A 13,423-nucleotide genomic window follows, 5' to 3' on the forward strand; every position below is an offset into this window, starting at 1 on the left:
GTTTTTGTATTTATTAGGGGTAATGCTATCTGCTCCATTTAGCAATTAACTATGGCTGTTCGTACTCTCTGTTGTTTGATTTTCACTTAAATTGTCGATAGTTTACCCATGATTCATGTTCTACTTTCGATACTGAGACTAGGTAAAATATGAGTCAAAGCAGCTATTTTAGCTGCCTTAGTTAACTAACTATTGCGTGTTGAGGTATATCGATTGCTGAAGTCCCTACCATTTCTGCTGTTCTTGTTAACCGGCGTTGAATTATCCGCAACGGAATTCGAGATACAAATTCAGCTTGAAGAGTATCAAACACATTCAATACCCATTGCCGATGGCAGCCAATGGCAATTTCAAAGCCGATATGAACTCCCCATCACCTTAGATGCAGTAGAGAGCTACGCCAAACACCAACAGCTGGAAATTAAAATTCAAGAGCGCAGCTTCAACCAAAGCAGTGGCGGTGGAGGATGCGGACACTCCCCCGCATGCATTATCGTCCTACCATTTTATCTGCTGGATATGTTAACGGCCGATACGGTCACGCTGGATCAGGTGAGCTTTTATCACCAGGGCGCATGGCAGATAGATATGTTTTACAGCAGACCTCATGGCCAACTTGTTCGAATCAAGTCGGACACCATCAGCATGTTGTCCAGCACCCTCATACAACAAACCATTATCGGGGCAAATCAACAGGCCATGGTGCAACTGTCCCAACAGTTGATTGCCCAACTCCCTAAGCTGCAAACCACAGAAGAGTTGAGCTTGTTTAAAAAGGAGTTGTCTGGCATGAGTTACCCAGTGCAGAACCTCCCCCTTACACGTACTCAACAGCTAATGGCGCTGGAGTTACTGCGCCAATCCAGTTTATCTGAAGCACAATTTATGACGCTGGCATCTGGCTGGTGCGATCTTCCCAAATATTACCCAACACTTGTCGGCCCTGAATACTCTCCGTTGAACTTACTGGTTTATTCATCTCCTCTCACTCAAGGAGAAAATGCCAGTTATCTATTGGATTGTGTGAAGAGCGCCGATGTATTTTCGGTCGAGCAACAGGCATCGATTGACAGACTGGTAGGCCTGCAGGAGCAGGCGCTGACTCAACTTGGTCATTTTATATCTGCTGAGTGGTGGGACGACTCGGTCAAACAGTACTTTCTTGAGTACCTGCCAATGACAAGTCACCGTCAAATGACAACCCTTAACCCTCTGCTTGGTATTTATCAAGGGTGGTGGATAGAAAACACTATATCAAAAGCTGACTACATCACGCTCGTCAAAGACTATCCTGAAAAATCTGCACCATTGAGAGAACAACTCAAGGTTACTAACCCCCATGTTCTGCAAGCGAGAATGACATTGGTTGAGGAAGGCATATTGTCACCGATCCCCTTACTTGAGGAGTTAACAGTTGCGGGAGTGGCAATCGATAGCCAACTGGCGCAAAGGCTGGCAAAGCTATATTGGCAAGATCATTATGCCATTGAACGATTTGCTATCCTGCCTCGCCAGGACAAGGATATTCAGAAACAAGCCTATATTCTTGGGTTACTCGCTCCATTACCTGAATCGCTCAGGCAAGCGCTACCGGTTGAAAGTGGCAGTTTTGATGCCCGCCCAGCCTGGGACATCGCAATATTGAATACTCAAATTCAAAAGCTGGAAATCAGCTTACAGCAAAGACCGCGTTTGGGTGACCTAACACCATCCACACCACAACGGGTCTCAACCCGGGTTGATGAACATGGCTCTCCAACCTACGCAGGACTAATCTGGTATGCCCTGTCGTTTCATCCTGAGCAGTATAAACAAATAGGCCAACGTCGTCTGGAGGCATTGGAAGAAGAGCAGCAAGATAGCTGGCTAGAGAAAGGCCGGTCATTGTGGGAACAACTTCCGCAGCCCCAGTAACAGGTATGCGTTCAGGCTTACGTTAGAGGTGCTGCTTGAGTATGGGGCAGTCTAATCAGGTGGTAATTTTGTGTGCCACTACAGGTGAACAGCGAATATGAGAGAGACCATTAAGCAGAAGCTAGATTCAGAATTAAGAAATAAAAAATTTAAACAGTTTATCTACTTTTTCTTTGCTCTTGTAACTATTGCAGTAATTGTTTCTTTTATAGTCAATAGGGCTGAAACTAAAGGAACATACGTAATAGGGCATGTAGTAAACCGTCATACTAAACTTCATGATGAAGGCCATACAAATTATCTTATCGTTGAGGTGCCTACTGAAAATAAGTTGGTATATGTTAGAGTGCCGACTAAAGATATTGTGAAAGTTAACACTAAAGTACAGTTACGCAGAATGATGAAAACTTCATCAGGTAAGTCTAGATATATTTTCCTTAAGTATATTGAGCAGCCCCCAAGCTCCTAGACAGAAAAAGCGATTTACCACGGAGGACACGAAGCTCTCGGAGAGAAGCAAAAGAGGAGCTAAATCGGAGAGGTAAATTTCTTGAAAATCAGTCTGTGTGGATGCGGCTACGAGTTTCGATTCTAGAGATAACTTTGGGTGCCTAAGTTAGTTGTTAACCGTTTAATCCCCAGCAAACCTCTGTTCGTTCATCACAAAATACATGATTGTCCCGTCTTTTCTTTAACCAAACGAAAAAGCTATTTACCACGGAGGACACGAAGCTCTCGGAGATAAGCAAAAGAGGAGCTAAATCGGAGAAACAACTTTCTCGAAAATCAGCCTGTGTGGATGCGGCTACGAGCTTCTATTTCAGGAATAATCTTAGGTGTTTAAGTTAGTTGTTAACCGTGTAATACCCAGCAAACCTCTGTTCGTTCATCATAAAATACATGAGTGTCCCGTCTTTTCTTAAACCAAACGAAAAAGCTATTTACCACGGAGTACTCGAAGTTCTCGGAGAGAGGCAAAAGAGAAGAAAAAGAGGAGAGGTAAGTTTCTCGTAAATCAGTCAGTGTGGATGCAGCTACGAGTTTCGATTCTAGAAATATTTTTGGGTGTCTAAGTTAGTGTCTAGATAACTAGGGTCTTACCAGCTAGTTAGTTTTGATGCATTTCTTGTGTTAGCAACTTACACAAATAAAGTAAAATCGAAGAGGAACATTAACAGGTGCAGATGCGGCTGTGGCCGTTGACAGCAAGGATGCTGTCGTCGAGCTTACAGGGACGTACTTGCAGCGTGTCACAGAAGTATCTGCACATACGCCCACCGCAGGTGATAAACAGCAATGAAGGTTCAACCTTCAATAATCAGATCCAACACCAAACTCAGCCAGAAGCTAAGCCAGAAAATGTAATCAGTCTTCATTCGAAGGCTAGAGTAAATTCCAGACATGAATCCCTCTTATGCCATCCATGGCATTCGGGATAAGTACATCCTGTACACAAAAGCCTTATGAATCTCTTCAAGCGGCTTATCCATCCATGGGGTGTGGCATAAATGTTCCAGACACAAAAAAGCCTACACAAGGTAGGCTTTTTTGTTTTAAATTGGTGGCCCCTCCCAGACTCGAACTGGGGACCTGACGATTATGAGTCGTATGCTCTAACCAACTGAGCTAAGGGGCCTACTTAAGGAAGTCGTCACTACCGAAAGCGAACAGAAGTATACGAGGTTTAAATCTGCTTGTCACCTGTGATTTGATAAGAAATTGCAACTTTGAACTCAACTGCTTATCTGTTAAACGATATGTCCATTTTCTAGTTCAGGATCAGTTTTAAAATAGAGGCTTAAATATAAAAAAACCTGCCGAGTGGGCAGGTTTTTACTGTTTATCTATCTGAGACTGAGGACTACTCGTCTAGGAAAGATTTTAAGATCTCTGAGCGAGAAGGGTGACGTAGCTTACGCAGCGCCTTAGCTTCAATCTGACGAATACGCTCACGTGTTACGTCAAACTGCTTACCTACCTCTTCAAGCGTGTGGTCAGTGTTCATGTCGATACCAAAACGCATACGCAGTACTTTAGCTTCACGAGCCGTTAGGCCTGCTAAGACTTCGTGAGTAGCGTTCTTCAAGCTTTCGCCTGTTGCTGAGTCTAAAGGTAGCTCAAGCGTAGTATCTTCGATGAAATCACCTAAGTGCGAATCTTCATCATCACCGATAGGGGTTTCCATTGAGATTGGCTCTTTAGCAATCTTAAGGACCTTACGGATCTTATCTTCAGGCATCAACATGCGTTCTGCCAACTCTTCAGGAGAGGGCTCACGACCCATCTCTTGTAGCATTTGACGAGAGATACGGTTTAGCTTGTTGATTGTCTCAATCATGTGCACTGGAATACGGATCGTTCTTGCTTGGTCAGCAATTGAGCGAGTGATCGCCTGACGGATCCACCAAGTTGCATAGGTCGAGAACTTGTAACCACGACGGTATTCAAACTTATCAACCGCTTTCATTAGACCAATGTTACCTTCCTGGATAAGATCCAAGAACTGTAGGCCACGGTTGGTGTACTTTTTGGCGATTGAGATAACTAGACGTAAGTTAGCTTCAACCATCTCTTTCTTAGCACGGCGAGCTTTAGCTTCACCGATTGACATACGACGGTTGATATCTTTGATAGCCGCAATCGCAAGTCCAGTCTCTTTTTCTATCGCATCAAGCTTTGCACGACAACGTCGAACATCAGGCTCAACCATCTCTAAACCTTCAACATAAGGCTTTTTCGATGCAAGTTCTTCATCAAACCATGCGATGCTGCTTTCGTCAGAGGTATAACCTTTAACGAAGTTTTTCTTCGGCATCTTAGCTTGTTCAACACACAGCTTCATGATGAGGCGTTCTTGAACACGCACTCTGTCCATCATGGCGCGCATGCTTTTCACTAAGCGGTCAAACTGCTTAGGCATTAAGCGGAACTCTTTGAAAATCTCACCGATCTCAAAAAGAGCTAAGGTAGACTCTGGGTGTCCACGGCCTTTTAGGTTGATAACTCTAAGTGTGTTCTCATGAGCTTCACGAAGTTGAGTAAAGCGCTCTTTCGCTTCTTCAGGATCTGGACCTTTTGGGCCTTCCTCTTCATCTTCATCATCTTCGCTATCTTCATCATCTTCATCGTCCAGATCTTCATCTGAAAGTTCTGAACCGACGTGGGTAGCTGTTGGCGCAACATCTTCAGCATTTGGGTCAACAAAACCTGAGATAATGTCCGATAGGCGGATCTCTTCAGCTTCGTAGCGGTCATACTGCTCAAGGATCATCGCGATCGCTTGTGGGTATTCAGCAACCGATGCCTGAACTGTGTTGATCCCCTCTTCAATACGCTTAGCGATAACAATCTCGCCTTCACGGGTAAGAAGTTCAACAGTACCCATCTCACGCATATACATACGAACTGGGTCAGTTGTACGGCCTAGCTCGGCCTCTACTGTTGCAAGTGCAGCAGCAGCTTCTTCAGCAGCATCATCATCGGTGCTGTCTTCAGACATCATCATCTCATCAGCATCCGGCGCCTGTTCATAGACGCGAATACCCATGTCGTTGATCATCTGGACAATATCTTCGATCTGATCAGCATCGACCATATCTGCAGGCAAGTGATCGTTCACTTCTGCATAGGTTAAGTAACCTTGCTCTTTACCTTTGGCAAGCAACAATTTAAGTTGCGACTGAGGAGTTTGCTCCATAGATATCATCCAAGTTGGGTAACAGTTAAAACGATGCGCATTGATTGCCGCGCAAATCGTCAATTATAGCCTTGTGTGTTTCAGTGTGCTAGTCCAAAATGCTTACTTTTGAGGCAGGGTATGCCTTATTTCAGCCCTTTTATGACAGCGATAAGCTTAGTCAGCTGTATCCTTTCTTCTTTAGTATGGTTCTGTTTTAGACTCAATTCCTGATATCGTTGTTCAATATATTGGTTGTTCAACCAGATCAGGGTTTTTCTAAACTCGAGTTGCAGGTTTTCATCCGCCACTTGATGGTCCCATTGGGTCAGTTTTTTTAGGGTGCTGAGTTGCTCATCTCCCCTAAACTGCTCAAGTAGTTGTGCGCTGTTTTTTACCTGTACACGGGTTATGTCTAATAACAGGGTCAGCAACTCTATGCCGGCCATCTTTATGTGTTTCAGTGCTGGTTGCTCTGGCAAACCTTCACCTAAAAGAGGATTTTGTACTAGCAAGGCGATGGCTAATCGCAATGGGGTTCCTCGTCCTTTTAATGCTTTTGTTTGAAGCGGTTTTGCTTGCTCTTTACTAGAGAAGCCCAGCTTCCTTTTTAGCTCTTCAGCACTGTTCATACCCAGTTTATAAGCTAGGTTCTCTAGCAGTAAACTTTGTAAGACCGTGTCTTGAATCTTTTCAATCAGCTTGATTGCCTGTTTAGCTAACGTGCCTTTGTCTGAGCCATATTGTGCGGCTAAGGTTTCAAATAGAAACTCGGGCAGTAGTTTGGCTTCTTCAATCTGATTTTCAAATACCTCTTTTCCCACCTGACGGACCATAGTATCAGGGTCTTCACCTTCAGGTAGAAACATAAACTTCACCTGATTACCTGGTTTTAGCAGGGGGAGTGCTGTTTCCAGAGCTCGCCAAGCGGCCTCTGTTCCAGCTCTGTCGCCGTCATAACAGCAGACAACCTCTTTGGCACTACGTAGCAATAGCTGAAATTGATCAGCGGTTGTCGATGTACCTAATGATGCCACGGCGTAGTCGACACCAAATTGAGCCAGTGCAACCACATCCATATAGCCTTCGACAATGAGCACTTTTTGCGGATCTCTGTGCTTTTGTTTCAGCTCATAGAGACCATAGAGTTCATTGCCCTTATGAAATATGGGCGTTTCTGGAGAATTCAAGTACTTTGGCGTACCATCGCCTAAAACTCGACCACCAAAACCGATAACTCGGCCTCTTCTGTCACGAATTGGGAACATTAATCTGTCCCTAAATCTATCGTAACGTTTGCCGTTATCGTTCTCTATCACCATACCAGCGGTGAGAAGTTTATCTTGTGCATCCTGACTTTGGCGGTAGCGGCTTAGTAAACCGTCCCAGCCGTCGGGTGCAAATCCAATATTGAAGTGTTCGACCACGTCATTGGAGAGTCCTCGATGTGCTAAATAATCAAGAACCTTTTGTTTATCATTATTTTGTCTAAGCTGATTCTGAAAGTACAGACTCGCTTCTTCCATTAATTGATACAGATCACGACTTAATCCTTCGTCGCGTCTTGGCCCTGTTCCTTTCTCTCTTGGGACTTCTACACCAAGTTGTCCAGCGAGATCTTCAATGGCATCGATAAAGTCTAGCCTGTCATATTCCATGACGAAATCAATGACGTTGCCATGTGCACCACAACCGAAGCAATGGTAGAACTGTTTATCCCGGCTTACGGTAAAAGAGGGGGATTTTTCGCTGTGAAAAGGGCAACAGGCAGAGTGGTTCTTACCCGCCTTTTTTAGGGGTACTTTTGCGTCGATTAGATCGACTATGTCAATTCGAGCTACTAGCTCATTGATAAAATCACGAGGTATCGCCATTAGTCAGTAAATAACGCCTTTCGCGAAGAAAAAACATAAACAATATAAACAAACAAGCCGCGCAAGAGCACGGCTTATTCACGCATTAAACATAAGTTACTTAAGTTTTGCTCTGATCATAGCGCCAATTGCCGCCATGTCCGCTCTGCCTAAGACCTTAGGTTTTAACGCTCCCATTACTTTACCCATATCCGCCATGGAGGATGCACCCATCTCAGTGATGCTTGCATCAACTAGCTGAGCAATTTCCTCTTCTGAAAGAGGTTGAGGCAGAAAGTCTTCAAGAACCTTGATTTCGTCTGCTTCAATTGCTGCTAGTTCGTCACGTCCAGCTGCACTATATTGTGCAATTGAATCGCGACGCTGTTTAACCATTTTGGTTAAGACCGCTATAGCCTGATCATCAGTTAGAGTTTCGCGGGTATCCACTTCAATCTGCTTGATGGCGGCCAGTGCCATACGAATCGTCCCCAAGCTCACCTTTTCTTTGGCACGCATGGCTTGTTTCATTTGGTCTTTTAGCTGATCAACTAGGCTCATAAGAGATTAGTATAAACGTACGCGACGAGCGTTTTCGCGTGAAAGTTTCTTAGCAAGACGCTTAACAGCAGCGGCTTTAGCACGCTTACGTGCAGTTGTTGGCTTTTCGTAAAACTCACGAGCACGAACATCAGCTAAGATACCAGCTTTCTCACAAGAGCGCTTAAAACGACGTAGAGCTACGTCAAATGGTTCGTTATCGCGTACTTTAATTATTGGCATACGCCATCACCCCTTAGGTGTAGTTGTTGGAGTCAATTGCTTGACTCTAGTTAATTTAAAAATGGTGCGGAATTCTATACCGAGTTCGACCACTTTGTAAAGCCTATATTGCGATCCAAATAGAGATCTTTCGGCCAACTTTTGATCTTATTTAAGCCTAGTCCAAATAGCAAGCGCAATAAACCTAGATTTGAGGGTTAGTTCACTACTTTGAAATAGCACTATTTTTAGTGGGTTAAGGGTCAATATCTTATGTTTAATTAATGGTTTCTTGTGCCGTTAAACGCTCTTTTGTCGCTCTCGCGTGTGTCGTAGGCGGGAATATATTGGAATAAGGGGGCAACTGCGGGTAGAATTGGCGCCCTATTTTGACTGCTTGACGGGATATGATGCGGGTTTTAGGTATTGAAACATCTTGCGATGAAACTGGGGTGGCTGTTTATGATGATGAGCAGGGCCTGTTGTCACATACATTGTACAGTCAGGTAAAGCTGCACGCCGATTACGGCGGTGTTGTCCCTGAGCTGGCTTCGAGAGATCACGTTAGAAAAATCGTTCCGCTCGTTAAGCAGGCGCTTGCTGATGCCAACTGCACATTAGATGATATCGATGGCGTGGCTTATACCAAGGGGCCTGGTTTAGTGGGAGCGCTGCTTGTCGGTGCATGTATGGGAAGAGCGCTGGCTTACTCCTGGGATAAACCCGCGATTGGCGTACATCACATGGAGGGGCATCTGCTTGCGCCTATGCTCGAAGATGATGTGCCTGCATTTCCATTTCTTGCACTACTGGTTTCTGGCGGTCACTCCATGTTGGTTGCTGTCGAAGGCATAGGTAAATATGAAGTCCTCGGCGAGTCGGTTGATGATGCGGCAGGTGAAGCGTTTGATAAAACCGCGAAATTGATGGGGCTAGATTATCCAGGCGGACCACGTTTGGCTAAGTTAGCTGCAAAAGGCGAAAGCGGCCATTACCGCTTCCCACGTCCTATGACAGATAAACCTGGGTTGAACTTCAGCTTCTCTGGATTAAAAACCTTTGCGGCCAATACCATTGCTGCTGAGTCAGATGATGAGCAGACCCGTGCCAATATCGCTTTAGCCTTTGAAGAAGCTGTGGTCGATACCTTGTCGATTAAGTGTCGACGTGCATTAAAGCAGACCGGTTATAAAAACTTAGTGATTGCTGGCGGCGTGAGTGCTAATACTCGTTTGCGTAGCTCATTGGCTGAGATGATGACCTCTCTTGGCGGTAAGGTTTATTACCCTAGAGGTGAGTTCTGTACCGATAATGGCGCGATGATCGCTTACGCAGGTTTACAAAGGTTAAAGGCGGGTCAAACTGATGATCTTGGCGTAAAGGGGATACCGCGCTGGCCATTGGATACACTGCCACCGGTGTAATGCCGATAAGCTACGAGATATAATCTGTAAGCAATAAAAACACCCCGTCTTTTATAAGGCGGGGTGTTTTTATGTATACAGAACCTAGAACCTAGAACCTAGAACCTAGAACCTAGAACCTAGAACCTAGAACCTAGGTCTTAGGGGTTTTCTTTCTTGAAAACTTTGACTCTTCGCCTTTCAGTAACCTTTGAATGTTCTCTTTGTGCCTGATAATGATCAAGGCCGATAACATGGCGACGGGGAGCACAAACCTGTCGTCCAGATACCAGGTATAGAAAGGCGCTAATAGCGCGGTGACAATGGCGGCTAACGAGGAGTATCTGCAGATAAGCACCATTAAGACCCAGCTTCCCATTAATAGTAGAGCTAGTTCAGGGCCGATGGGAGCCATAGCACCGAACGCAGTAGCAACACCTTTACCGCCTTTAAAGTGGAAGAAGATGGGAAAGATATGACCAAGGCAAGCGGCGATAGCAATGATGCCTAAGGAGACTGAGTCTAATCCCAACCGGAAAGCGATATAAGCGGGTAGGGCACCTTTTAGCATATCGAAAAACAGCACTAGCGCAGCGGAGCTGACGCCGCCAATACGCAGTACATTGGTGGCCCCTGGATTGCCAGAACCTTGAGTTCTTGGATCGGGTAAACCTCTTAAGCGACACACAAGCACGGCACTAGAGATTGACCCGGCAAGATAAGCGGACAAAATCATTCCTAAAGTAAGTGCGGTTATGGTCAAATTGGTTTCCTTATCCTTCTTAAGGTATCATCGCGCCACAATATTTTTAGCCTACATTTATCTTGCACTACCCGAGGGAGTAGAGTGAGCGAGTTAGGCGCTAAAAATATTGGGACTAACATGAAATTAATTGTATTTGCGGGATATTTTCTCCCTTTTCTGTTGAAATTTCCTGATTGAGGTCTTTCAGCAGAGGCTAGACAATATCACTGATTAGATTGGGATTATATCTTCTTTATCCGATTTAGCTTATCTGACCTCAGTGAATGACACTTAAGTATTGAGATTTCATTAGAGATAAAGCCGATGAGATCACATTGGACATACTATGAACTGTTGTTATTTTTTAGAAATTAACCATGGAGGTTGTCATGGATAGGGTATTAATCAGGCAGTTAAAAATTGAAACCATTATCGGGATCTATGAGTGGGAAAAGCAGATCCACCAGACTCTATTGGTCGATCTTGATATGGCTTGGGATAACAAAATGGCAGCGGCTACCGATGATTACCAGCATGCGCTCTGTTATGAAACGGTTTCTAACCGCTTAACTGCTTTGATTACGCAGAAGCCTATTGAGCTTATTGAAACCGTGGCTGAGATGATAGCAAACTGCCTGTTGACTGAGTTTAATGTTCCTTGGGTTAAAGTGACCATTATGAAGCCCGGGGCGGTTCCAACAGCTGCGGCTGTGGGTGTAGAGATAGAGCGAGGCCACGCTTAATGAGCGCAAGAATATTTATCAGCTTAGGTAGTAATATTGAGCCTGAACACTACATTAAGGCCGCGTTAAGTGAGCTGAGTTATCATTTTAGTAACTTGCTATGCTCATCGGTTTTTGAGAGTGAAGCGGTGGGTTTTGAAGGGTGTAACTTTTTAAATATGGTGGTCGCAGCGGATACGGAGTTAAGTATCTCTGAGGTGGTGGCTGTGTTTAAGAAGATAGAGCAGGAAAATGGCCGTATTCCCGGTGCGAAGAAGTTTTCTGCAAGAAGCTTAGATCTTGATCTGCTGCTTTATGATGACCTTGTTTGCCAAGAGCCTGTTGAGTTACCTAGAGCTGAAATTTTAACCAACGCCTTTGTGTTGTGGCCGCTGGCTGAGATAGCACCTCAATTGATCCACCCTGTGACAGGCCAAAGTTATCAGTCGCTGTGGGATGAGTATGATAAAAGGCGTCAAAAGTTGTGGACCATTCCATTCACCTGTCCGCAGATGGCATCAAGTTAACATCAAAGTGTTTAATTTTCCGGAACATAAGTTTTAATTTAAAGGATATTCATGGATACGTTTCAGGTCATCATTTTAGCGCTTATTCAAGGCTTGACCGAGTTTTTGCCCATTTCGAGTTCGGCGCACCTTATTTTGCCTTCGCAGATTTTAGGCTGGGAAGATCAAGGTTTAGCCTTCGATGTTGCTGTACATATTGGCTCTTTGTTGGCGGTGGTGCTCTATTTTCGTAAAGAGGTGGTCTCACTGCTGACCTCTTGGCTAGCCAGTATTTTTAAAGGACAGAAGAGTGATGACAGTAAACTTGCTTGGTGGATTATCTTAGCCACTCTCCCCGCTGTTATCTTAGGTTTTGCCCTCAAAGATATGATAGAGGTCTATCTGCGAGGCCCTGGGGTTATCGCCATCACGACGGTTTTGTTTGGTCTGCTACTTTGGTGGGCTGATAGAATGTCCCGTTGTGAATTGACTGAATATCAGACTGGCTGGAAGAAAGCCCTTTTAATCGGTTTTGCTCAAGCGTTGGCACTCATACCCGGTACTTCACGCTCTGGCGCAACCATTACAGCCGCGCTTATGTTAGGGCTAAATCGTGAAGCGGCAGCTCGTTTCTCCTTTCTTATGTCGATACCGGTTATTTTAGGTGCGGCTATTTTGATGAGTAAAGATCTGTTTGAGAGCGGCCATGTCATCGATTACTCCTCATTGGCATTGGGTGTAGGTGTGTCATTTGTGGCTGCATATACCTGTATTCATCTATTTTTAAAAATCATTAGCCGTATGGGGATGACACCATTTGTTATCTACCGTTTGGCGCTTGGGGCGCTCCTATGTGCCTTTATATTTATGTAATACCAATTGGTATATAAAAGAGAAATCATGAAAAGTCTTTACCTGTGTCCTGTGTGCGATCAGCCTCTGTTAATTCATGAGGCCTCTGGTGGCTTGCACTGCGCTAAGAAACACCACCTTGATAAGCATGAAAATGGTTACTGGATCTTCAGTCAGGCTAAAAAGCCCCAGATAGACTCTAGACAAGTGATGAGAGCTAAGCGTTTCTTGTTAGAGTCGGGGATTTTTCAACCTGTGGTTGATAATGTCGAAGCGATGATCCGTAAGGCTGACTTGGCGACAGGCGAGATAAGCTACTTAGATTATGATTGTGGTGAAGGCTACTATTTAAGAGCGATTAAAGCGCTGCTTGCTCAGAGCCCCGAAGGGCAAGGCATCGCTTCGCAGATGAGTGCTTATGGGATCACTGAAGCTGAAAACGCGCTGTTTTCGGCGGCGAAGATTCAAGCTGAAGCTAACTCTTTGCTTGAAGAGGGAGATGAGCAAAACGACAGCACGTTTATCGTAAGCACATTAAAGCGGTTACCTTTTGTCGATGAGAGCTTTGAGCTGATAACCTTAATTGATAAGCAGCTTAAGGGCAAAGAGTTGATTCGGGTTTTAAAGCCCGGTGGATACCTGATTCAGGTATCGCCAGCTCCGCGTCATCTTTGGCAAATAAAGTCTCATGTGTATCCGGATCTCACCGAAAAAGCGGTTAATTTGCCTAAGTCTGCAGAGCTTGAGCTGTTGCACACTGAGCAGGTGAGTTTTACGCTCTGTGTTGATGGTGCTCAGGCTTTGGCTCTGCTGGAGATGACACCTTATGCGTGGAGAGCGAATGAGAAGGTACGCAAGCAACTAGCTTCAAGTTCATTTGATAAACTTGAAATAGATTTCATGATTACTCTGTCTAAGAAGAGATAGTCATTAATGCATGGGTCGGTTCATCGCCTTATTAAGCGTTAAACCAGTTTTATGGTATTAAAT

12 protein-coding genes and 1 tRNA gene are annotated in these 13,423 nt (G+C 44.7%); 7 read left to right on the forward strand and 6 right to left on the reverse strand.

Features of this window, described 5'->3' with window-relative positions; all coding sequences use genetic code 11:
• The first annotated feature begins 213 nt into the window (after positions 1 to 213).
• Together SWOO_RS05855 and SWOO_RS05860 are read left to right on the forward strand one after the other, a co-directional pair.
• On the forward strand, positions 214 to 1,914 hold the full coding sequence (locus SWOO_RS05855; RefSeq protein WP_012323790.1) for a hypothetical protein: 1,701 nt from the start codon (positions 214 to 216) through the stop codon (positions 1,912 to 1,914).
• Between the two features lie 97 nt (positions 1,915 to 2,011).
• Positions 2,012 to 2,383, forward strand: coding sequence for a hypothetical protein (locus SWOO_RS05860; RefSeq protein ID WP_012323791.1), 372 nt, complete (start codon positions 2,012 to 2,014; stop codon positions 2,381 to 2,383).
• A gap of 1,090 nt (positions 2,384 to 3,473) precedes the next feature.
• On the opposite strand, the gene SWOO_RS05865 is transcribed toward SWOO_RS05860, so the two are convergent.
• From SWOO_RS05865 to rpsU, 5 genes are all read right to left on the reverse strand, one after another.
• A tRNA-Ile gene (locus SWOO_RS05865) sits at positions 3,474 to 3,550 on the reverse strand.
• Positions 3,551 to 3,775: 225 nt separating this feature from the next.
• Positions 3,776 to 5,611, reverse strand: coding sequence for an RNA polymerase sigma factor RpoD (rpoD, locus tag SWOO_RS05870; protein ID WP_012323792.1), 1,836 nt, complete (start codon positions 5,609 to 5,611; stop codon positions 3,776 to 3,778).
• A 125-nt stretch (positions 5,612 to 5,736) separates the two neighbouring features.
• On the reverse strand, positions 5,737 to 7,464 hold the full coding sequence (gene dnaG / locus SWOO_RS05875) for a DNA primase (RefSeq protein ID WP_012323793.1): 1,728 nt from the start codon (positions 7,462 to 7,464) through the stop codon (positions 5,737 to 5,739).
• A gap of 96 nt (positions 7,465 to 7,560) precedes the next feature.
• Positions 7,561 to 8,004 carry a GatB/YqeY domain-containing protein gene (locus tag SWOO_RS05880; protein WP_012323794.1) on the reverse strand — a complete coding sequence of 148 codons (444 nt, stop codon included), beginning with the start codon at positions 8,002 to 8,004 and terminating at the stop codon, positions 7,561 to 7,563.
• Between the two features lie 6 nt (positions 8,005 to 8,010).
• Positions 8,011 to 8,226, reverse strand: coding sequence for a 30S ribosomal protein S21 (gene rpsU, locus SWOO_RS05885; RefSeq protein ID WP_012323795.1), 216 nt, complete (start codon positions 8,224 to 8,226; stop codon positions 8,011 to 8,013).
• A 389-nt stretch (positions 8,227 to 8,615) separates the two neighbouring features.
• On the opposite strand from rpsU, the gene tsaD reads away from it, so the two are divergent.
• Positions 8,616 to 9,629: a tRNA (adenosine(37)-N6)-threonylcarbamoyltransferase complex transferase subunit TsaD gene (gene tsaD / locus SWOO_RS05890; RefSeq protein ID WP_012323796.1), complete on the forward strand. Its 1,014-nt coding sequence runs from the start codon at positions 8,616 to 8,618 to the stop codon at positions 9,627 to 9,629.
• Positions 9,630 to 9,762: 133 nt separating this feature from the next.
• On the opposite strand, the gene plsY is transcribed toward tsaD, so the two are convergent.
• The gene (gene plsY / locus SWOO_RS05895) at positions 9,763 to 10,371 is read right to left on the reverse strand and encodes a glycerol-3-phosphate 1-O-acyltransferase PlsY (RefSeq protein ID WP_012323797.1); all 609 of its coding nucleotides are present in this window, start codon (positions 10,369 to 10,371) and stop codon (positions 9,763 to 9,765) included.
• Between the two features lie 371 nt (positions 10,372 to 10,742).
• Between plsY and folB the strand changes: the two genes are divergently transcribed.
• From folB to SWOO_RS05915, 4 genes are read left to right on the forward strand one after another with little or no spacing between them, the layout of a single operon-like run.
• On the forward strand, positions 10,743 to 11,096 hold the full coding sequence (gene folB, locus SWOO_RS05900; RefSeq protein WP_012323798.1) for a dihydroneopterin aldolase: 354 nt from the start codon (positions 10,743 to 10,745) through the stop codon (positions 11,094 to 11,096).
• Entirely contained in the window at positions 11,096 to 11,602 is a 507-nt protein-coding gene (gene folK / locus SWOO_RS05905; protein WP_012323799.1) for a 2-amino-4-hydroxy-6-hydroxymethyldihydropteridine diphosphokinase, read from the forward strand. The genes folB and folK overlap by 1 nt, the downstream gene beginning before the upstream one ends.
• A gap of 51 nt (positions 11,603 to 11,653) precedes the next feature.
• Positions 11,654 to 12,454 carry an undecaprenyl-diphosphate phosphatase gene (locus tag SWOO_RS05910; RefSeq protein ID WP_012323800.1) on the forward strand — a complete coding sequence of 267 codons (801 nt, stop codon included), beginning with the start codon at positions 11,654 to 11,656 and terminating at the stop codon, positions 12,452 to 12,454.
• 27 nt (positions 12,455 to 12,481) lie between these two features.
• Positions 12,482 to 13,360: a class I SAM-dependent methyltransferase gene (locus SWOO_RS05915; RefSeq protein WP_012323801.1), complete on the forward strand. Its 879-nt coding sequence runs from the start codon at positions 12,482 to 12,484 to the stop codon at positions 13,358 to 13,360.
• Positions 13,361 to 13,423: the final 63 nt, after the last annotated feature.

This window comes from Shewanella woodyi ATCC 51908, assembly GCF_000019525.1.
GTDB classification, from domain to species: Bacteria; Pseudomonadota; Gammaproteobacteria; order Enterobacterales; family Shewanellaceae; genus Shewanella; species Shewanella woodyi.

Bases quoted from the DNA above. Each gene is read 5' to 3' on its own strand.
- SWOO_RS05915 (WP_012323801.1), top strand. From the start codon at position 12,482: ATGAAAAGTCTTTACCTGTGTCCTGTGTGCGATCAGCCTCTGTTAATT.
- folK (WP_012323799.1), top strand. From the start codon at position 11,096: ATGAGCGCAAGAATATTTATCAGCTTAGGTAGTAATATTGAGCCTGAA.
- SWOO_RS05910 (WP_012323800.1), top strand. From the start codon at position 11,654: ATGGATACGTTTCAGGTCATCATTTTAGCGCTTATTCAAGGCTTGACC.
- dnaG (WP_012323793.1), bottom strand. From the start codon at position 7,464: ATGGCGATACCTCGTGATTTTATCAATGAGCTAGTAGCTCGAATTGAC.
- SWOO_RS05860 (WP_012323791.1), top strand. From the start codon at position 2,012: ATGAGAGAGACCATTAAGCAGAAGCTAGATTCAGAATTAAGAAATAAA.
- rpoD (WP_012323792.1), bottom strand. From the start codon at position 5,611: ATGGAGCAAACTCCTCAGTCGCAACTTAAATTGTTGCTTGCCAAAGGT.
- rpsU (WP_012323795.1), bottom strand. From the start codon at position 8,226: ATGCCAATAATTAAAGTACGCGATAACGAACCATTTGACGTAGCTCTA.
- SWOO_RS05880 (WP_012323794.1), bottom strand. From the start codon at position 8,004: ATGAGCCTAGTTGATCAGCTAAAAGACCAAATGAAACAAGCCATGCGT.
- folB (WP_012323798.1), top strand. From the start codon at position 10,743: ATGGATAGGGTATTAATCAGGCAGTTAAAAATTGAAACCATTATCGGG.
- tsaD (WP_012323796.1), top strand. From the start codon at position 8,616: ATGCGGGTTTTAGGTATTGAAACATCTTGCGATGAAACTGGGGTGGCT.